This window comes from Microbacterium laevaniformans (assembly GCF_016907555.1).
In the GTDB taxonomy this organism is placed as follows: Bacteria; Actinomycetota; Actinomycetes; order Actinomycetales; family Microbacteriaceae; genus Microbacterium; species Microbacterium laevaniformans.
In genome coordinates, this window is the sequence record NZ_JAFBCE010000001.1 from 1,685,212 (window position 1) to 1,705,379 (window position 20,168).

The window sequence follows — 20,168 nt, forward strand, 5'->3', positions numbered from 1 at the left end:
CATCGGGCGGGCGGATGCCGGGACCGGCAGCCGGGAACTCCCCCTCTGTCATCGGCCTGAGAGTTTCGCCGGGCCCGCCTGCGCGGAACCGGCTTTCACCGTCGGCGGATCCCCCACTGCGGGATCGCTTTCCAGAGCGGCCGGACGCGAGCGGTACGCGGACCTGAGAGATTGGCGGGGAGGCTTGCTCCTTCGGTGCCCGGATCCTCGAGAAACGCTGGATGCCGGGGCTCTCCCGCACACGTCATGCGGCCTGTCTTCAGTTGCCCTGTCAGCATAGCGCCTGGCTCGACGCACATCAGCGGCTAGCGCGTGCAGCGTCCCGATGCGACGGTCGGCGAGTCGGCCGTGACCCGATCCAGCTCCGGGCGCAGCACGGTCGTCGTGGTCGCATAGCCACGCCCTTCGCCGTCCGCGCCGCGGGCGAAGACCACGCCAACGACGTCGCCGGCGGCATCCAGCAGCGGGCCGCCGGAGTTTCCCGGCTGGACGTCGGCCTGCAAGGCGTAGATCTCCCGCGGATTCACCGACGAGTCGTAGATGTCGGGCACGGGCACCGACGACACGGACAGAATCCCCGCCGACACGTTGGTGAACGGGCCGCCGTGCGGGTATCCCTGCACGGCCGCCTGCGTTCCGGCGGCAGCGGGGTCGGCGATGGTGAGCGGGGTCGCCGGCAGGCCGCCGATCGAGAGCACGGCGAGGTCGTTCACCGGATCGAAGAGGACGATGCGCCCCTCTCCCGCACGACCACCGGGCAGTTCCACGACGGGCGTGTCCACTCCCGCAACGACGTGGGCATTCGTCACGACCAGTCCCGGCGCGGCCACGAAGCCCGATCCCGTCATCGAGACCCCGCACGCGTAGGCGGTGCCACTCACCCGGGCCACGGATGCCGCAGCGTTCTGCAGCGCGGGGTCGTCGAGGCTGATCGGCGGATCGGTGGGTGTGACGAGCGCGCCGATCGCCGCCTCCAGCCGCGGCAGGCCGTCCGAGAGCAGCGCACCACGCGCCTGGGCCAGCGCGTCCTGGACCGGCGGCGGCGTGATCGCCTGCAGCGCACCGACGACGCGCGAGGAGACGACCGCCGACGACACGTAAGGGATGCCCGCGGTCGCAAGCCCCGAGGAGACGAGCACGAGAGCCAACGCGGCGGCCACGGTGGTCAGCACGCCGCCGAGGAAACGCTCGAGTCCGCGCAGTCGCGCGCGGTCGACGCCGCGACGAATGGCCATTCCGATGGCGGCGCCGGCCGCGGTTCCGACGACGACGAGCCCGATCGCGGCGGCGGCGAGCGCAGCGGTGCGCCAGCCTCCGGAGGGGACGACGGCGGACAGCCACGGGGTCACCAGAGGCAGCAGCCAGAGAGCGGCGGCCGCGCCGCCGATCATCCCGATGACGCTGCCGAGGCTGGCGAAGAAGCCGCGCGCCAGACCCGACGCGAGGGCGAGAAGCAGCGCCACGACGGCGATGATGTCGACGATCAGCACGGGGACCTCCGCGCTCACCGTAGCCGCTGCGGCTCCGCGATTCCTGCACGAATGCTGCCGGTCGGGCGCCGACGGGATTTTCGGCGGCGCTGCCGGTTTGCCCTTCGAGTCCGGATGACTCTAAGATCGACGACGAGGTTATGGTCATCATGACAAGAACAAGTTCCCCCACCGATTCGATTCGCGTGGCCGTCTCGACGGTCATCTTCAGCCTGCGCCGCGACGAGTCGGGACGGCTCGCCGTCGTCCTGCCGCTGGTGCGTCGCACGCGCGACCCGCACGACGGTCTCTGGGCGCTTCCGGGTGGCTGGCTCGATGCCGCGGAGAACCTGGAGGCAGCCGCGTCGCGGACCCTCGCCGAGACGACCGGACTGGCTCCGAGCTACCTCGAACAGCTCTACGCGTTCGGCGACGTCGGCCGCGCGCCCGGGCGCGTCGTGTCCATCGTCTACTGGGCACTGCTGCGCGAAGGCGCCCAGCTGCCCGAGGACGCCCACAACGTGAGGTGGTTCGACGCGGCGCACCTGCCGGCCCTCGCGTTCGACCACAACCACATCGTCGACTACGCGCTGTGGCGGCTGCGCAACAAGGTCGGCTACAGCCGGATCGCGCACGGGCTGCTGCCGGAGCTGTTCACCTTGTCGGATCTGCGCGAGGTGTACGAGGCGATCCTCGAACGTGATCTGGACCCCGCCAACTTCCGTCGTCAGGTGGAGAACTCGGCGACGCTGATCCCCACCGACGCGTTTCGCACCGGCAGCCACCGACCCGCACGTCTGTATCGCTACAACCACGATGTGGAGCTCGCCGACCGCGGGCCCCTTCCACCCGACCCGGACCGCGACGGCGGCGCCGCGTCCGCACCATCCGCCCTTCCCGAAGAGGTCACGATATGAGCGCCACCTTCCTCACCCTCCAGCCCCGTCCCGGCGACGAGATCGACCCCAGCGTCGACCACGGCATCCAGGCCATCGTCTCGGGCGCCTCGACGGCCGAGACCTGCAACACCGATCTCGCGGCCGGACCGTGGGACTTCGACGCGCGCCCCGGATACGGACCCGGCTCGTCGATGGGCGACGTCATCCCCACCGGGGCGCCCCGTCAGGGCGAACTTCCCGCGGAGTACCGCGCGGCATCCGAGGACGAGCTGCACGCACGCATCCGCGCGGCCAAGGCTGCCCTCGGCGAGCGCGTCGTCGTGCTCGGCCACTTCTATCAGCGCGAGGAGGTGGTCACGCACGCCGACTACGTCGGAGACTCGTTCCAGCTCGCGAACGCGGCGCTGGAACACCCCGACGCGGACGCCATCGTGTTCTGCGGCGTGCACTTCATGGCCGAGACGGCGGACCTGCTCTCCCGCCCGGAGCAGGCCGTGATCCTCCCCAACCTCGCCGCCGGCTGTTCTATGGCCGATATGGCCTCCATCGACGACGTGGAGGAGTGCTGGGAGCAGCTCGAAGACATCTACGGCGATCTGACGGCCCCCGACGCCGACGGCCTCGTCCCGGTGGTCCCAGTTACGTACATGAACTCCTCGGCGGCGATCAAGGGGTTCGTGGGCCGACACGGCGGCATCGTCTGCACGTCCTCGAACGCGCGCACCGTGCTCGAATGGGCGTTCGCACGGGGGCGTCGCGTCCTGTTCTTCCCCGATCAGCACCTCGGACGCAACACGGCGAAGGCGATGGGCGTGCCCCTGGCGCAGATGCCCATGTGGAACCCCCGCAAGCCTCTCGGCGGCTCGAGCGCCGACGAGCTGGACGGCGCCCGGGTGATCCTCTGGCACGGGTTCTGCTCGGTGCACCGCCGTTTCACCGTCGACCAGATCGACAAGGCCCGCGCCGAGCACCCCGACGTGCGCGTGATCGTCCACCCGGAGTGCCCCATGGCCGTCGTCGACGCGGCCGACGAGGCGGGATCGACCGACTACATCCGCAAGGCCATCGCCGCCGCCTCCGAACCAACGACTTTCGCGATCGGCACCGAGATCAACCTCGTGCAGCGTCTCGCGGCGCAGTTCCCCCAGCACGAGATCTTCTGCCTCGACCCGGTGGTGTGCCCCTGCTCCACGATGTACCGCATCCACCCCGGCTACCTCGCCTGGGTGCTCGAGCGCCTCGTCGCCGGCGACGTCGTGAACCGCATCACGGTGCCCGCCGACGTCGCCGACCCCGCACGCGTCGCCCTCGAGCGGATGCTGGCGGCCAAGCCGTGAGCGTCGACGTGCCCGACGTCGTCGTGGTCGGCTCGGGGATCGCGGGGCTCACCGCGGCGCTGCACGCCGCGGCATCCGGATGCCGGGTGACCCTCGTCACGAAGGACGTGCTCGAACACGCCAACACGCGCTACGCCCAAGGCGGCATCGCCGGCGTCATGTTCGACGACGACAGCGTCGCCGCACACGAGCACGACACGCTCGTCGCGGGCGCGGGGCTCAGCGACCCCGCCGCCGTCCGCGTCCTGGTGAGCGAAGGGCCCGAGCGCATCCGTGAACTCATCGAGCTCGGCGTCGCGTTCGACCGCGGCAGCGATGGCGCTCTCGTGAAGGGACTGGAGGCCGCACACTCCTACCCGCGGGTGCTCCACGCAGGGGGCGACGCGACCGGGAGCGTGATCGAGAAGGCGCTCGTTGCACGCGTGCGCGCCAGCGGGGCCCGCGTCATCGAGCACGCGTTCCTCGTCGATCTGATCCTCGACAGCGACGCTCGCGCGTGCGGCGTCGACCTCCTGGTCGGTGACACGCGGCGCGATCGGATCCCGGCGGATGCCGTCGTGCTGGCGACCGGGGGTGTCGGTCAGCTCTACGCGCACACCACCAACCCCGCCGTCGCCACCGGCGACGGCATCGCCGCGGCCGTACGCGCCGGCGCGAATGTGTGCGACCTGGAGTTCGTGCAGTTTCACCCCACCGTCCTGTCGGTCGACGGCGCCGAGCCCTTCCTCGTCTCGGAGGCCGTCCGCGGCGAAGGTGCGGTCTTGCGCGACCAGGAGGGGCGGCGCTTCATGCTCGACATCCACCCCGATGCCGAGCTCGCGCCCCGCGATGTGGTCGCCCGCGCGATCGCCGCGGTGATGGACGAGCAGGGCGGCGAGCCGGTGCTCCTCGACGCGACCGGCCTGGGCCTCGAAGCCGCCGGTACGGGCTCGGCGCGCAAGAAGGCGGCTGCCTTCCTGCGACGCCGCTTCCCGACGATCGACGCCGCCGTGCGCGAACGCGGGCTGGACTGGTCGCAGGAGGCGATTCCGGTGACGCCGGCCGCGCACTACCTCATGGGCGGCGTGGCCACCGACCTGTACGGACGCACGAGCGTCCCGCGACTGTATGCGGTGGGCGAAGTCGCCCGCACCGGCGTGCACGGCGCGAACCGACTCGCCTCCAACTCGCTGCTGGAGGGCGCCGTGTTCGGCGCCCGTGCCGGTGACGCGATCGTGGGCGACACCGACTCCGCAACCTGGCCGGTCGTCGGCGGTTCCCGTGCGACGACGGCCGTCGTCGGCGATCCGAGCACGGCCGATGCGACGCCGTGGCACCGAACGGCGCTGCAGATGCTGATGTGGGAGCACGCCGGACTCGTGCGCGATGCGGCGGGGCTCCGCCACGCCGCGTCCGTGATCGACGGCTGGCGGGCCGCGCAGCACCCGCCGCACCGGGAGGCCGATTTCGAGGACGCCAACCTGCTGCTCGTCGCGGCCTGCCTGGTGGATGCCGCGCTCGCGCGGACAGCCTCGGTGGGAGCGCACGCGCGCCGCGACGACATGCACACCGGCTCACCGTCCGTCCCGGCTCTGCCCGAGCTCCAGGCGTCGGCATGCTGACTCCACGCCAGATCGAGCGCGTGGTCATCGCCGCCCTCGAGGAGGACGCGCCGTGGGGCGACGTCACCAGCGAGTATCTGATCCCGGCGGATGCCGCCGCCACGGCCGACCTGGTCGCGCGCGAGCCCGGTGTCTTCAGCGGCGGCGACGTGTTCGCGGCAGCGTTCACCCTCACCGACGCGGACATCACCGTCGACCTGGCCGTTTCCGATGGCGCCGCTTTCGGAGCGGGTGATGTGCTCGCGACCGTCAGCGGGCCGGCACGAGGCGTGCTGACAGCTGAACGGGTGGGCCTCAACCTCGTGCAGCGCATGAGCGGCATCGCCACGCTCACCGCCCGCTACGTCGACGCGGTCGCAGGCAGCGGCGCGCGCATCGCGGACACGCGCAAGACCACTCCGGGATTGCGGGCACTGGAACGTCACGCCGTCCGCAGCGGCGGCGGCCACAACCACCGCTATTCGCTGTCGGACGCAGTGATGGCCAAGGACAACCATCTCGCGGTGCTGACCGCCGACGGCGGTGATCTGACGGGCGCGCTGCGCCGTGCGCTGGCGGCGCTCCCCCACACGACGCATGTCGAGGTGGAGGTCGATCGACTGGAGCAGATCGAACCCGTCCTCGCCGCCGGCGACGGCACCGCGCGTGTCGGCACGATCATGCTCGACAACTTCACCCTCGACGACCTCCGCGCGGGCGTCGCGCTCGTCGCCGGACGCGCCACCATCGAGGCGTCGGGCGGAGTGAGTCTGCGCACCGTGACCGACATCGCCGCCACCGGTGTCGACGTGATCTCGGTGGGCGCCCTGACGCACTCCGCACGCGCGCTCGACCTCGGCCTGGACGCGCGCGTGTCGGGCGCCGACGTCGGAGCCTGACCGGAGGAGCCGTGTTCTATCTCGATCACGCTGCCACCACGCCGGTGCGTCCGGAAGTGCGGGAGGCGATGCTGCCCTTCCTCGGCGAGCGTTTCGGCAACCCGTCCAGCCACCACACCGTCGGTGAGGCCGCGGCATCCGTCCTCTCGGATGCGCGGCGGCGCGTCGCCGCCGTGTTCGGCATGCGCCCCGCCGACATCGTCTTCACCTCGGGTGGCACCGAAGCGGACAACCTGGCGGTGAAGGGCATCACGATCGGCACGGCGCTGCTTCGCGGCCGCGGACGAAGCGCTCCGATGCACGTGATCACCACGCCGATCGAGCATGAAGCCGTCCTCGCCTCCTGCGGGTACCTGGATCGTGTGCACGGGGCGAGCATCACCCGGCTGCCCGTGGACGCGACGGGCCTCGTCGCGCCCGCGGACATCGCCGCGGCGCTTCGCCCCGAGACCGCGCTCGTGTCGATCGGCTACGCGAACAACGAGGTCGGCACGGTTCAGGATCTGGGCGCGATCGCCGCGGTGACGCGCGCGGCCGGCGTCGCGCTGCACGTCGACGCCGTACAGGCGGCGGGCTGGCTGCCGCTGGCCGACACCGGAGCCGATGCGATGTCGGTCGCCGGACACAAGATCGGAGCTCCCCCGGGCATCGGCGTGCTCGCGATCCGAGGCCGCGTGCCTCTGGAACCGTTGCTCCACGGCGGCGGCCAGGAGCGCGAGCGGCGCAGCGGCACCGAGAACGTCGCCGGCGCGGTCGCGATCGCAACCGCCCTGGAGATCGCGGAGCGCGAGCGCCTCGCCGCAGCGGCACGCGTCGGCGCGCTGCGCGACCGCTTCACCGCCCGCGTGCTGGCCCTCGTCCCCTCCTCTCAGCTCACCGGTCACCCCGTGCGTCGCCTGCCCTCCTTGGCCAGTTTCACCTTCGCGGGAACCAGCGGCGAGTCGGTGCTGCTCGAGCTCGAACGCCGTGGCGTCGTCTCCTCCAGCGGCTCCGCGTGCGCCGCCGGAAGGGACGAGCCGTCCCATGTGCTGCTCGCGCTGGGCATCACCCCGGAGCTCGCCCAGACCGCCGTGCGCTTCAGTTTCGGCCATGACTTCGGGGCCGGCGACGAGGAGCGGGCCGCAGCGCTGCTCGATGCCGCCGCGGACGCGGTCGCCGCATCGGTGACGGCGGTACGATCGGGGCCGTGAGCACACCCGTCGTCACCGTCATCGTCCCCGGACGCGACGTCGCCGCCTACGCGCACGAGGCCGTCGACTCCCTCCGCACCCAAACGCTCACGAGCTGGCGCGCCATCTTGGTCGACGACGGATCCCTCGACGCGACCGGGGAGGTCTTTGCGGCGGCGGCGGCATCCGACGATCGTTTCCATGTCGTCAGCCATCCCGTCGCGCGCGGTCTGTCGGCCGCCCGCAACACCGGGCTGGAGCTCGTCGAGACACCGTTCGTCGGATTCCTGGATGCCGACGACGTGCTCACCCCGCGCGCACTGGAACGCTTCGTCGACACGCTCACGCGCTCTGGCAGCGACGTCGTCGTGGGCGCCTACGTGCGGCTGCGCGCCGATGAGGCCGGCACCTACCGTCCCGGCCCCGTGCAACCGTGGGTTCGCGCCGCCACCGATCCGCCGCGGCTCGCGACGACGCTGGCCGCGCATCCCGAGGTCTCCGGCAACGTCGTGGCCTGGTCGAAGCTCAGCCGGGTGGAGCTCTGGCGGCGGGCGGGGCTGCGCTTTCCCGAGGGCAAGCTCTACGAGGATCAGCTGGTCGCGCAGCGTCTCTACACCGCCGCGCGCGCCATCGACGTCATCCCCGACGTCGTCGTGCACTGGCGAGAGCGCGCCGATGGTTCCTCCATCACGCAGAACAAGAATCTGCTCCCTGTGCTCGAGGACTACCTCGACGCCCTCAGCGGCGGTATCGCCGTGCTCGACGGCGCCGGCCAGCGCGCCGCCGTCCGCGCCCGCATCCGTCTCATTCTGGAGATGGACGTCCCTCCGCTCGTTCGCATCGCGCAAGACAGCCCCGACGACGCCTACCGACGCACGCTCGGCACGTTCATCCGCGTGCTCCATGATCGCGCGGATGCCGAGTCCATCGAACTCGACCACGCCGCGGCCCGGTTGCGCAGCGCGGCTGAACTGTGGTGAGACGAGCCGGAGATATCCTGAGCGGATGACCGATTCCGACGCCGCTCACCTCCCCGACCGCCCCACGGGTCCCGATCTCGCCGCGATCCGTGCCGAGATCGACGAGCTCGCAGCCCTCTCCACGGAGGAGCTCATCGACCCGAAGCCGAAGGCGATCGCCGAGAACGAGCCGATCCCGTACCCCACGGACGCGATCGGGTCCGAAGGCGGGAACAAACCGGCCTGAGCTCTTTCAGGCCTGTTCCCGCGCCTGCGCCTCCAGGCCCTCGATCGTCGCAGCCGCCATCTGCTCGAGGGCCAGCTCCGCATAGAGTCCGCCCTGGGCGAGGAGTTCGGAATGGGTTCCCGACTCCACGATGCGCCCCGCTTCGACGACATGGATGACATCGGCACCGACGACGGTGGACAGCCGGTGTGCGATGGAGATGGTCGTGCGCCCCCGCGCCACATTGTCCAGCGCTTCCTGCACGACCCGTTCCGAGACGGTGTCCAAAGCCGACGTGGCCTCGTCCAGCAGCAGCACCGGTGGATCCTTCAGCAGTACGCGCGCGATCGCGATCCGCTGCTTCTCGCCGCCCGAGAGCCGATAGCCGCGCTCGCCGACGACCGTGTCATAGCCGTGCTCGAAGTTCGCGATCGCGTGGTGGATGTTCGCCGCCGTGCACGCCGCCACGAGCTCCTCGTCGCTGGCATCGGGCTTCGCGTAGCGGAGGTTGTCGGCGATGGTGGCGTGGAACAGGTAGGTCTCCTGTGACACGATGCCGACGTTCTCCACGATCGAGTCCTGGGTGAGTCCCCGCACATCCCGCCCGGCGAAGACGACGGCGCCCTCGGACGCTTCGTACAGACGCGGAGCAAGGTAGACGATGGTGGTCTTGCCCGCGCCGGACGGCCCCACGAAAGCGATGTGCTGGCCGGGCTCGGCGACGAAGGACACTCCGTCGAGAGTCGGGCGGGTGTCGCCCGCGGCATCCGGATAGCGGAAGACGACGTCGCGGAACTCGACCCGTCCGATCGGCCCGGGGGCGCGCGCGACGTCGATCGCGTCGGGAGCGTCGACGATGGCCGGCGTCAAGTCGAGGTACTCGAAGATGCGCGCGAACAGGGCCCGGGAGGTCTGCAGATCCAGCGCCACACGCATCAGCCCCATGAGCGGTTGGAGCAGGCGCGCCTGCACCGTGGTGAAGGCGACGACGGCGCCGGCCGTGATCGCGCCGGTTCCGCCCGCGATGAGATAGCCCGACACCAGATAGATGACCGCCGGCACCGACGCCATGATGACCTGCACGACAGCGAAGAAGCCCTGGCCGCTCATGGCTCGTCGCACCTGCAGACGCACCTGGTTGAGGTTCTCGGCGCGGTAGCGCTCTGACTCCGCTCGCTGGCGGTTGAAAGCCTTGGACAGGAGGATGCCGCTCACCGACAGCGTCTCCTGGGTGATGCTGGTCAACTCGCTGAGCGACTCCTGCGTCTGCCCCGCGATACGGGCCCGCACCTGCCCCACCCGCCTCTGCACGAGCACGAGCGCGGGCATCATGACCACGGCGATGACGGTCAGCCGCCAGTCGATGAGGATCATGGCGACGAGCGCCGAGATCACCGTGACCGTGTTTCCCAGGATGCTGGTGACCGTATTGGTCAGGACGTCCGAGACGCCGCCGACGTCGTTCTGCAGCCGCGACTGGATGACCCCGGTCTTCGTGCGGGTGAAAAAGCCCAGCTCCATCGCCTGCAGGTGATCGAACAGGCGGACCCGCAGGTCTCCCGTGACACGATTCCCGACCGTCGAGGTGAGCCAGGTCTGCGTGACGCCGAGCACGGCGGAGAACAGGAACAGTCCGATCATCGTGAGCACCAAGCGCAGCAGAAGCGCGAGATCCGGCGGCGCGCCGTCTGTGGGAAACAGCGCGTCGTCGAAGATCCGCTGCACGATGAGGGGCGGCACGACGCCGATCGCCGCGCCGACGACGACCATCACCGCGGTCACGAGGATGCGCAGGCGGTAGGGGCGGAACAGGCCCATGACCCGAGCACCCAGGTTCGGAATCGCCGGGGCCTGTGCGTTCAGTCGCCGTTGCGCGCCTTCGTCCACGCCGCGGAATGCCGCCGCACGACCACCCGGCCCCATTCCCCCCATGCCCATACTCACCGGGTCACTCTAACCCCGTGCCGGAGGGGGCGGCGGCTCAGCCGAGGCCGGCGACGAGATTGATCACCGATGCCAGGATGACGGCCCCGAACAGGTAGGCCAACAGCGTCTGCGCGACGATGATGCGCCGGATCTCATTCGCGGACACATTCGTGTCGGACACCTGGTAGGTCATCCCCAGGCCGACCGAGAAGTAGCCGAAGTCGGAGTACGTCGGCGCATCGTCCTGATTGAAGTCGATGCCACCCGCCATCCCCGCGGCGACGCGTCCGTAGTAGACGCGCGCATAGCGCAGCATGTAGTCGACCTGGATGAGCGCCCACGAGCTCACCACGGCCGCGATCGCCACCCCCGCGACGAGGAACGCGCGGGCCTGCCCGCTGCTCCTACTCCCGATCAGCACCGCGACCACGCCGCCGAGGCTTGCGACGCTGCCCGCGAGTGCGATCAGGCGCGCGACCGGCCGGCCCGGGTCGACGCTCGTCGTGTGCGAGCGCGTCTGCTCGGCATCCATCGGCCAGACCACGCTCAGCAGCCACACCACGTTGATCGCGGCCACGACGGCCCAGCCGGCGAGAAGACCGACGGAGAGCCCGGCACCGACCGACGCGACGACGGCGACCACGACCCCGACGGAGAGGGAGAGGGGGCCGCGGACGGCCACCCGCGACGGATGACGACGAGAGCTCATGCCTCGATGCTCCCACCGCGACCGGGAATGCCGTGTCCGACCCTCCCGTTACAGTGGACAGTCGCCCCGCACGCCGGGAACGCGTCCCGACGACACCCAGGAGCCCGATGACCTCGCCCGACACCGCCACCGCGCCTGATGCGCCCGCTCAGGTCGGAGCCAAGGAGAACCGCGTCATCTGGTTGCTGCTGGCCGCCGCCTTCGTGGCGATCCTGAACGAGACGACGATGGGCGTCGCGATCCCGCACCTGATCGGCGACCTCGGCATCACCGCGGTCGCCGCACAGTGGCTCACCACCGCGTTCATGCTGACGATGGCGGTCGTGATCCCCACCACCGGCTTCCTGCTGCGGCGGTTCACGACGCGGGCGATGTTCGCGACGGCGATGGGTCTGTTCTCCGCGGGCACGCTGATCGCGCTGATCGCCCCGGGCTTCGAAGTACTCGTCGCGGCCCGTGTCGTCCAGGCGTCGGGGACGGCCATCATGATGCCGCTGCTCATGACGACGCTCATGACTGTCGTCCCCCCGCACCTGCGCGGGCGGATGATGGGTCGTGTCAGCGTGGTGATCTCGCTGGCCCCCGCCATCGGACCGACGATGGCGGGCATCGTGCTCGACAATCTGACGTGGCGGTGGATCTTCGCGATCGTCCTTCCGATCGCGCTGGTGGCCCTGGTCGTGGGGGTGCGCTGGATCCACAATCTGGGAGACAGCACGCACACGCCGATCGACATCCTCTCCGTGCTCCTGTCCGCCGTCGGGTTCGGCGGGGTGGTCTTCGGGCTCAGCCAGATCGGTGGCCACGGGACGGATGTCGCCGCCGCGGAGGCGGCGACCACGACTCTCGTCGTCGCGCTGGGCATCGGACTCGTCGCCCTCGGCCTGTTCGCCTGGCGTCAGCTGATGCTCCAGAAGCGCGATGAGGCGCTCCTGGATCTGCGGATCTTCCGCTCGGGCAACTTCTCCCTTTCGGTCGCGCATTTCGCGGTGATGTCGCTGGCATTCTTCGGGACGCTGACCGCTCTCCCGCTGTACCTGCAGAACACGCTGGGGCTGTCGGCGAGTGCGTCCGGTCTCGTCGTCCTGCCGGGCGCACTTGCGATGGGTCTTCTCGGCCCGGTCATCGGGCGCATCTACGATCGCTGGGGCACCCGCGTGCTTCTGCTTCCCGGCACCATCGTCGTGCTGACGATCCTGTGGAGCTTCACGCTCCTCACCGAATCGACCCCCGTGTGGATCCTCGTCGTCACCCAGACGCTGTTGTCGATCGGACTGGCGATGTCGTTCACACCCTTGTTCACGGCATCCTTGGGCTCGCTGGAGCCGCGGTTCTACTCCTACGGCAGCGCGATGGTCTCGACCATCCAGCAGGTCGCCGGTGCGGCCGGGATCGCCCTGCTGATCTCTGTGATGTCGTCTGCGGCTGCGGCGGCGGCGCGGAGCGGAGTGGCCGAGGCGCCCGCCGGAGCTGCAGGTGCCCGAGCGGCGTTCCTGCTCGCGGCGATTATCGGCACGCCCCTGTTGATCAGTGCTTTCCTCATCAGAAAGCCGGATGACGTACCGGACGGGCCACCCGCGCACTGAGCGAGCTGACGCGCGGCGACCCTGCGCGAATCGGACGGCAGAGCTCGGGACGTTCAGCCGATACTGCAGGACCCGCCACCGCAGCACGATGCGGATGCGTCGACGCTCGCGTCCACGAGCGGAAGAAGCGTGATGGCACCCTGAGCGCTCGAAGCGTCGTCGTCGACAGCGACCTGGGGCTGGTGAGAGGTGGTCATCCGTCGATCATACGTCGCTGTCGCGACGAGCGGCCTCGAGGACGGCGAACTGACCGCACCCTGGCAGGCGGTGACGGATACCGCGTCACGGCGGTGATGATCTCCCCCGCCGACCACGCCGCGTTCACGGGAAAGCTCGTCGAGGAGATCGGCGATGGGCAGCACGACGGCCCGACCGCCTGAGCGGGACGGCTCTCAGTCCCAGTCGAGGTAGTCCTCGATGAACCACGACGTCTCGCCGGGGTGGGTCAGGGGAAAGAAGTGGCCGGCGCCGTCGACCGCTTTCACGCTGACCAGCCCCGGCGCGGCCTCACGCAGCAACTCTCCGCCCTCGACCGGCGTGACGCGGTCCGCGGATCCCTGGACGACGAGCACGGGCGTGGCATCCGCGACGGGCTGCCAGGCCGCGCCGTCCGTCGCCGCGAGCGCATCCGCCTGCATCTGACGCACATCGGTCTGCGGCGAGAACGAGTCCCCGAACACGGCGCGTACCTCCGCGTCGAAATCCTCACCGTACGGAGCGTCACGCGTGACACCCAGCAGCAGCACCCCGCTCACTCGTTCGTGATGGTCGATCGCGACGGTCCGCGCGACAGCGCCGCCGAATCCGTGCCCGCCGATCCATGCCTCCGAGATGCCCAGGTGCTCCAGGACGTCGACCACGTCCTGGGCGAGCTCGTGCAACGTCTGCGCGTGGGAGCGTCGCGCGGCGATGCGCACCACCCGGAAGTCCTCTTCGACGAGGATGCTCGCCAGAGCGCCGAAGTAGGCGAAGTCCAGCCCCGCCTCAGGCAGCAGGACGATGGCGGGGCCGGTGCCCTCATCGAGGTAGCTGATGTCGCGAACGTCGGCATCGAAGATCTGTCGAAGGTTCTCGGTCACGATCCTCCATCCTAGGCGGCGGCGAGTATGCACGGAGCATCTCCGTCCCCGCGAGGATGCCTAAGCTGGAACGGTGACGTATCCCACGGCACGGTGGTGCCGCAACCGGCGAGGGAGCGCCCTGTGCACGCGAGCGTCCGGGCATGCGGGACTGCACAACCGCGTCGGCACGTCGCAGATGTGGTCGGACGTCGACGCCGACCCGCCGACGTGCCCGGCCTCCGGTACCGAGGCCATCAGCGCGCCACGCCTGGCAGACGACTCCCCCGCCGCCGGTTTTCCCGATGGGCGGGCGCGGTGCCTCGGGTGCGATGCCTTCGTGCCGTTGGTCGACGGCCGCCTGGGCTCCCATGACCGATTTCGCGGCACCGAGGATGTCGCCGAGTCCGCCGCTCGCGCCGAGTGGTTCAACACCTTCGGCTGGGAGTGAGGCGGGCACCGCGTCTCAGACGCCGAGCTTCTTTGCCGCCTTGTCGACGACTTTCCGCGAGCGTGCACGGGCCTTCTCGGCGCGGTCAGTGAGAACAGAAGTTCACGGGCGGTGGAAGGGATCCGCGTACAGCCGCTCTGGCACGCGGAACCCGTAGATGGCGCGCCCGGTGGCCCAGATGGCTGCGGCGCCCGCGCGTACGAGATCGATCGGACGGGACCCTTCCGACACGACGTGGATGTCGGCGCCGTCGATCCGCACGGCCGCATCACGGACGGAGGTCACCTCTCCCTGGACGACCGTCTCCGGGTACTCCTCGTGCAACTCCCGCAGATCGCCGAGGATGAAGGTGGGCCGCGCCGTCGGCGGAGCGGCGAGCACGTGCTTGGGTCGGTCGATCCCGGTCAGTACCAGCACCGAGGCGAGGCCGGCTGCCTGAGCGCCGGCGATGTCGGTGTCGAGCCGGTCGCCGATGAAGAGCGCCCTGTGCGCACCGAAGCGGTCGACCGCCTCATCGAAGATCGGACGCTCGGGCTTGCCGGCGACGACGGCAAGCCGGCCGACGGCCGTGTGCACGGCGGAAACGAGCGTGCCGTTGCCCGGCGCGATCCCACGTGCCTGTGGGATCGTCCAATCCGTGTTCGTCGCGATCCATGGGATGCCCCCGGAATCCTCCGGTGTGGCCAGGGCGTATGCAGCCTCGGCGAGCTGCTCCCACCCCACCTGGGGTGCGAACCCCTGGACGACGGCAGCGGGCGCGTCGTCGGCGCTGCGGGTCACGACATAGCCCGCCTTCTCGATCTCGAACACGAGTCCGTCTCCCCCGACGACGAGGATCGTCGAACCCGGAGCTACGCGCCCACGTAGCAACCGCATCGCAGCCTGCGGACTGGTCACCACGTCTTCGGCACGTGTCGATGTCAGTCCGAGAGCGCGGAGGTGCTCCGCCACGACGGCATCCCGGCGCGACGCGTTGTTGGTGATGTACCCCAGACGTCGCGAGGCGGCGGCGGCATTCAGACTGTCGACGGCATACGGGAGGGCGCCCGGACCGGCGTAGACGACCCCGTCGAGGTCTGCGAGCACCACATCGACACCGTCGAGCGGAGTCGGCGCCGTGCGCTTCGAGAACAGCGCCATCAGTCGGTCACCTCCTCCACCGGAGAGGAGGCTTCGTCGATCTCGTCGATCTCGTCGACCTCGATCACCTCGAGATCCGCATCGACGGCGCCGATAGCCTCCGCGGCCACCTCGGCGCGTCGCTGCCACTGCTGGGCCTCGTCGAGGCGCCCGAGCTCTTCGAGCACCGCGGCGCGGGCGGCGAACAGACCCGGACTCCACGAGAAGGCCCGATCGGGATCCAGCTCCGGGATGTCCAATTCGCTGAGTGCGCGTTCAGTCTCGCCGAGATCGAGCCGCGCGCCCGACATGGCGATCGCCAGCTCGACCCGGACGTCCGTCGTCAACGTGGAGCGATCCACCGCGCGCCCCACCTCGAGGGCGCGATCGGGCCGGCCGACCCCGCGCTCACTGTCGACGAGGAGAGCGATCTGGTCGTCACGGCCGGAGATGCGGCGATATGTGCGCAGTTCGCGCACGGCGAGAGCGAAGTCGCCCAGCGCGTACGCGGTGATCGCCACAGTCTCCCGCACGATGGCGATACGGCCGGCGCTACGGGACGCGGCGAGGGCGTGCGCGTGTGCGCGCTCGGGGTCATCGTCGATGAGGCGCGCCGCCATGGCCAGATGACGGGCGACCTGTTCGGCGTTCTCCTTCGACAGCGTCTTGAGCTCATTGCGCGCGGACGCCGGCAGGTCCTGGGGTGTGACATCGTCGGGCAGCTGCGGCCCCGTGGGGCCCGTGCGACGCTCCGAGCCCTGCGGCGGCCGGGAACTGCGACCGGGCACACGGGAGGTTCGATCGCCACCGCGCTGTGCGTAAGACTTGCGCTCGCCATCGCGCTGTGCGTAAGGCTTACGCTCACCGTCGCGCTTCACGTACGGCTTACGCTCGCCGTCGCGAGGAGCGAACGACTTCCGCTCGCCATCGCGCTTCACGTAGGGCCTACGCTCACCATCGCGAGGAGCGTACGGCTTGCGCTCACCATCGCGAGGCGAATACGGCTTACGCTCACCGTCACGCTTCACGTACGGCTTACGCTCACCGTCACGCTTCACGTACGGCTTACGCTCACCGTCACGCTTGACGTACGGCTTACGCTCACCATCGCGCGGACGCTGGCCGTCGCGAGGGCCAGCGCCCGATCGTGCCGACGAGGTTCCATCGGAAGACCTCCGGCGGCGCTCGGGTGTCGCATCCGGGTTCTCGGGATCGCGCTCCTGTGCCATCGAAGGAGTTCCTTTCAGTCGTGTTAACGGGAAATGGCCACCCAGCGTTGGGTGGCCATTTCCTGAAAAGAAGTCCGGCGGTGTCCTACTCTCCCACAGGGTCCCCCCTGCAGTACCATCGGCGCTGTGAGGCTTAGCTTCCGGGTTCGGAATGTGACCGGGCGTTTCCCTCACGCTATGGCCGCCGAAACACTATTGATGTTTCATCAAGCACACAACGATCAAAAATGATGTTTGTGTGTGTTCTCGACCGTACATCGAGAACCACTCAGTGGACGCAAGCACCAAAACGGTGTGTTATCAAGTCATCGGCTTATTAGTACCGGTCAGCTTCACGTGTTGCCACGCTTCCACATCCGGCCTATCAACCCAGTAGTCTGGCTGGGAGCCTCTCACCCGAAGGTATGGAAATCTCATCTTGAGGCCGGCTTCCCGCTTAGATGCTTTCAGCGGTTATCCATCCCGAACGTAGCTAACCAGCGGTGCTCCTGGCGGAACAACTGGCACACCAGAGGTTCGTCCAACCCGGTCCTCTCGTACTAGGGTCAGATCCTCTCAAATTTCCTACGCGCGCAGCGGATAGGGACCGAACTGTCTCACGACGTTCTAAACCCAGCTCGCGTACCGCTTTAATGGGCGAACAGCCCAACCCTTGGGACCTACTCCAGCCCCAGGATGCGACGAGCCGACATCGAGGTGCCAAACCATGCCGTCGATATGGACTCTTGGGCAAGATCAGCCTGTTATCCCCGAGGTACCTTTTATCCGTTGAGCGACAGCGCTTCCACAAGCCACTGCCGGATCACTAGTCCCGACTTTCGTCCCTGCTCGACCTGTCAGTCTCACAGTCAAGCTCCCTTGTGCACTTACACTCGCCACCTGATTGCCAACCAGGTTGAGGGAACCTTTGGGCGCCTCCGTTACTTTTTGGGAGGCAACCGCCCCAGTTAAACTACCCACCAGGCACTGTCCCTGAACCGGATCACGGTTCGAAGTTAGATATCCAGAGTGACCAGAGTGGTATTTCAACAACGACTCCACGGTAACTAGCGTCACCGCTTCACAGTCTCCCACCTATCCTACACAAGCCACACCGAACACCAATACCAAGCTGTAGTAAAGGTCACGGGGTCTTTCCGTCCTGCTGCGCGTAACGAGCATCTTTACTCGTAGTGCAATTTCGCCGAGTTCGCGGTTGAGACAGTTGGGAAGTCGTTACGCCATTCGTGCAGGTCGGAACTTACCCGACAAGGAATTTCGCTACCTTAGGATGGTTATAGTTACCACCGCCGTTTACTGGGGCTTAAATTCTCAGCTTCGCCTTGCGGCTAACCGGTCCTCTTAACCTTCCAGCACCGGGCAGGCGTCAGTCCGTATACATCGTCTTGCGACTTGGCACGGACCTGTGTTTTTAATAAACAGTCGCTACCCACTAGTCTCTGCGGCCACCACACCCTTTTTGAGGCAAGCTCATATAAGCGGATGGCCCCCCTTCTCCCGAAGTTACGGGGGCATTTTGCCGAGTTCCTTAACCACGATTCTCTCGATCTCCTTGGTATTCTCTACCTGACCACCTGAGTCGGTTTGGGGTACGGGCAGCTAGAACCTCGCGTCGATGCTTTTCTTGGCAGCATAGGATCACCCACTTTTTATCCGCATCGTGTCTCAGCCGTAACGAGTCACGGATTTGCCTATGACTCGGCCTACGCACTTGCACCAGGACAACCATCGCCTGGCTTGGGCTACCTTCCTGCGTCACACCTGTTAATACGCTAACCGCACCAGCATGGGGTCGTGCGCTAGCCCTGAAGCTCTCACCCCGAAGGGATCGATACGACAGGATTCGGGCACTTAGCACCACTGGATTAGCTTGGGCGGTTCTTCGCCGGTACGGGAATATCAACCCGTTGTCCATCGACTACGCCTGTCGGCCTCGCCTTAGGTCCCGACTTACCCAGGGAAGATTAGCTTGACCCTGGAACCCTTGGTCTTTCGGAGGACGTGTTTCTCACACGTCTTTCGCTACTCATGCCTGCATTCTCACTCGTGTAGCCTCCACGGCTGGTTCACACCGCCGCTTCGCTGGCCACACGACGCTCTCCTACCCATCAACACGGCTGGACCACGAAGGCCTACCAAAAATGTCAATGCCACAACTTCGGTGGCGTGCTTGAGCCCCGTTACATTGTCGGCGCGGAATCACTTGACCAGTGAGCTATTACGCACTCTTTCAAGGGTGGCTGCTTCTAAGCCAACCTCCTGGTTGTCAAGGCAACTCCACATCCTTTCCCACTTAGCACGCGCTTTGGGACCTTAGTTGGTGGTCTGGGTTGTTTCCCTCTCGACTATGAAGCTTATCCCCCACAGTCTCACTGCTGCGCTCTCACTTACCGGCATTCGGAGTTTGGCTGACGTCAGTAACCTTGTAGGGCCCATCGGCCATCCAGTAGCTCTACCTCCGGCAAGAAACACGCAACGCTGCACCTAAATGCATTTCGGAGAGAACCAGCTATCACGAAGTTTGATTGGCCTTTCACCCCTATCCACAGCTCATCCCCTCAGTTTTCAACCTAAGTGGGTTCGGCCCTCCACGACGTCTTACCGTCGCTTCAGCCTGGCCATGGATAGATCACTTCGCTTCGGGTCTAGGACACGCGACTGAATCGCCCTATTCAGACTCGCTTTCGCTACGGCTACCCCACACGGGTTAACCTCGCCACGTATCGCTAACTCGCAGGCTCATTCTTCAAAAGGCACGCTGTCACCCCTACTAAGGAGGCTCCAACGGTTTGTAAGCAAACGGTTTCAGGTACTATTTCACTCCCCTCCCGGGGTACTTTTCACCTTTCCCTCACGGTACTTGTCCGCTATCGGTCATCTGGGAGTATTTAGGCTTATCAGATGGTCCTGACAGATTCACACGGGATTTCTCGGGCCCCGTGCTACTTGGGATACTCTTCGCGCCAAGAGAAGCATTTCGACTACGGGGTTGGCACCCTCTATGACCCGCCTTTCAATGCGGTTCGTCTATACCTTCTTGTAACGCCGACACATCGGCAGACATGTCTGAAAAGTCCCACAACCCCCAACGTGCAACGCCTGCCGGCTATCACACACGCTAGGTTTAGCCTGTTCCGGTTTCGCTCGCCACTACTAACGGAATCGCGGTTGCTTTCTCTTCCTGTGGGTACTGAGATGTTTCACTTCCCCACGTTCCCTCTACCCGCCCTATATATTCAGGCGGGAGTCACCAGGTACGCACGCGCCCTGGCGGGGTTTCCCCATTCGGACACCCTCGGATCAAAACTTGCTTATCAGTTCCCCGAGGCTTATCGCAGATTGCTACGTCCTTCTTCGGCTCCAGATGCCAAGGCATCCACCGTTTGCTCTTAAAGACTTGAAATCACATGAGTTCGAATCGTCAATCAAAATTGACTAATGATCTTTAAGATCATCTTCACGAGATGAAAAATCATCTCGAAGATGCTCGCGTCCACTGTGTAGTTCTCAAAGTACGGGCGGTACCCTCCCCGCACCAGCACCAGCCGGCAA

At 67.3% G+C, this 20,168-nt stretch carries 16 protein-coding genes, 2 rRNA genes and 2 riboswitches; of the genes, 9 read left to right on the top strand and 9 right to left on the bottom strand.

The annotated features are described in order from the left end of the window. Positions 1–38: 38 nt before the first annotated feature. Positions 39–140: riboswitch (glycine riboswitch) on the bottom strand. 1 nt (position 141) lies between these two features. Further along, a riboswitch (glycine riboswitch) is annotated at positions 142–248 on the bottom strand. A gap of 57 nt (positions 249–305) precedes the next feature. Beyond that, positions 306–1,490: a MarP family serine protease gene (locus tag JOE53_RS07965; protein ID WP_204948195.1), complete on the bottom strand. Its 1,185-nt coding sequence runs from the start codon at positions 1,488–1,490 to the stop codon at positions 306–308. A gap of 149 nt (positions 1,491–1,639) precedes the next feature. On the opposite strand from JOE53_RS07965, the gene JOE53_RS07970 reads away from it, so the two are divergent. Genes JOE53_RS07970 through JOE53_RS08000 form a run of 7 tightly spaced genes read left to right on the top strand, consistent with a single transcriptional unit; the run spans position 1,640 to position 8,559 of the window. Beyond that, on the top strand, positions 1,640–2,386 hold the full coding sequence (locus tag JOE53_RS07970) for an NUDIX hydrolase (protein WP_204947354.1): 747 nt from the start codon (positions 1,640–1,642) through the stop codon (positions 2,384–2,386). Further along, positions 2,383–3,705 carry a quinolinate synthase NadA gene (gene nadA, locus JOE53_RS07975; protein WP_204947355.1) on the top strand — a complete coding sequence of 441 codons (1,323 nt, stop codon included), beginning with the start codon at positions 2,383–2,385 and terminating at the stop codon, positions 3,703–3,705. The genes JOE53_RS07970 and nadA overlap by 4 nt, the downstream gene beginning before the upstream one ends. 8 nt (positions 3,706–3,713) lie before the next feature. Next, the gene (nadB, locus tag JOE53_RS07980) at positions 3,714–5,306 is read left to right on the top strand and encodes an L-aspartate oxidase (RefSeq protein WP_204948196.1); all 1,593 of its coding nucleotides are present in this window, start codon (positions 3,714–3,716) and stop codon (positions 5,304–5,306) included. Beyond that, positions 5,300–6,184, top strand: coding sequence for a carboxylating nicotinate-nucleotide diphosphorylase (gene nadC / locus JOE53_RS07985; protein ID WP_204947356.1), 885 nt, complete (start codon positions 5,300–5,302; stop codon positions 6,182–6,184). Before nadB ends, nadC begins: the two co-directional genes overlap by 7 nt. A gap of 11 nt (positions 6,185–6,195) precedes the next feature. Next, positions 6,196–7,374, top strand: a complete 1,179-nt coding sequence (locus JOE53_RS07990) for a cysteine desulfurase family protein (protein WP_204947357.1) — start codon at positions 6,196–6,198, stop codon at positions 7,372–7,374. Beyond that, entirely contained in the window at positions 7,371–8,333 is a 963-nt protein-coding gene (locus JOE53_RS07995; protein WP_204947358.1) for a glycosyltransferase family 2 protein, read from the top strand. Before JOE53_RS07990 ends, JOE53_RS07995 begins: the two co-directional genes overlap by 4 nt. 25 nt (positions 8,334–8,358) lie before the next feature. Next, positions 8,359–8,559 carry a hypothetical protein gene (locus JOE53_RS08000; protein ID WP_204947359.1) on the top strand — a complete coding sequence of 67 codons (201 nt, stop codon included), beginning with the start codon at positions 8,359–8,361 and terminating at the stop codon, positions 8,557–8,559. A gap of 6 nt (positions 8,560–8,565) precedes the next feature. Here the strand turns inward: JOE53_RS08000 and JOE53_RS08005 are convergent, their stop codons facing one another. Together JOE53_RS08005 and JOE53_RS08010 are read right to left on the bottom strand one after the other, a co-directional pair. Beyond that, complete coding sequence (locus JOE53_RS08005; protein ID WP_204948197.1) at positions 8,566–10,470, bottom strand: ABC transporter ATP-binding protein; 1,905 nt, start codon at positions 10,468–10,470, stop codon at positions 8,566–8,568. 49 nt (positions 10,471–10,519) lie between these two features. Then, a complete protein-coding gene (locus JOE53_RS08010; protein WP_204947360.1) occupies positions 10,520–11,173 on the bottom strand; it encodes a DUF1345 domain-containing protein in 654 nt (217 codons plus the stop codon). 107 nt (positions 11,174–11,280) lie between these two features. Between JOE53_RS08010 and JOE53_RS08015 the strand changes: the two genes are divergently transcribed. Further along, positions 11,281–12,759 carry a DHA2 family efflux MFS transporter permease subunit gene (locus tag JOE53_RS08015; RefSeq protein WP_204947361.1) on the top strand — a complete coding sequence of 493 codons (1,479 nt, stop codon included), beginning with the start codon at positions 11,281–11,283 and terminating at the stop codon, positions 12,757–12,759. 53 nt (positions 12,760–12,812) lie between these two features. Here the strand turns inward: JOE53_RS08015 and JOE53_RS08020 are convergent, their stop codons facing one another. Both JOE53_RS08020 and JOE53_RS08025 read right to left on the bottom strand, forming a co-directional pair. Further along, the gene (locus tag JOE53_RS08020; protein ID WP_157533899.1) at positions 12,813–12,956 is read right to left on the bottom strand and encodes a hypothetical protein; all 144 of its coding nucleotides are present in this window, start codon (positions 12,954–12,956) and stop codon (positions 12,813–12,815) included. A 195-nt stretch (positions 12,957–13,151) separates the two neighbouring features. Further along, a complete protein-coding gene (locus JOE53_RS08025; protein WP_204947362.1) occupies positions 13,152–13,838 on the bottom strand; it encodes an alpha/beta fold hydrolase in 687 nt (228 codons plus the stop codon). Positions 13,839–13,911: 73 nt separating this feature from the next. On the opposite strand from JOE53_RS08025, the gene JOE53_RS08030 reads away from it, so the two are divergent. Further along, entirely contained in the window at positions 13,912–14,268 is a 357-nt protein-coding gene (locus JOE53_RS08030; RefSeq protein WP_233449513.1) for a hypothetical protein, read from the top strand. A gap of 102 nt (positions 14,269–14,370) precedes the next feature. Here JOE53_RS08030 and JOE53_RS08035 read toward each other — a convergent pair whose 3' ends face one another. The 4 genes from JOE53_RS08035 to JOE53_RS08050 all read right to left on the bottom strand — a co-directional run bounded on the left by JOE53_RS08035 (position 14,371) and on the right by JOE53_RS08050 (position 20,019). Continuing rightward, the gene (locus JOE53_RS08035; protein WP_204947363.1) at positions 14,371–15,408 is read right to left on the bottom strand and encodes an HAD-IIA family hydrolase; all 1,038 of its coding nucleotides are present in this window, start codon (positions 15,406–15,408) and stop codon (positions 14,371–14,373) included. Continuing rightward, on the bottom strand, positions 15,408–16,616 hold the full coding sequence (locus JOE53_RS14715; protein WP_233449514.1) for a hypothetical protein: 1,209 nt from the start codon (positions 16,614–16,616) through the stop codon (positions 15,408–15,410). Before JOE53_RS14715 ends, JOE53_RS08035 begins: the two co-directional genes overlap by 1 nt. A 72-nt stretch (positions 16,617–16,688) precedes the next feature. Continuing rightward, positions 16,689–16,805 (bottom strand): 5S ribosomal RNA (rrf, locus tag JOE53_RS08045). 107 nt (positions 16,806–16,912) lie between these two features. After that, positions 16,913–20,019 (bottom strand): 23S ribosomal RNA (locus tag JOE53_RS08050). Between the last annotated feature and the right edge of the window lie 149 nt (positions 20,020–20,168).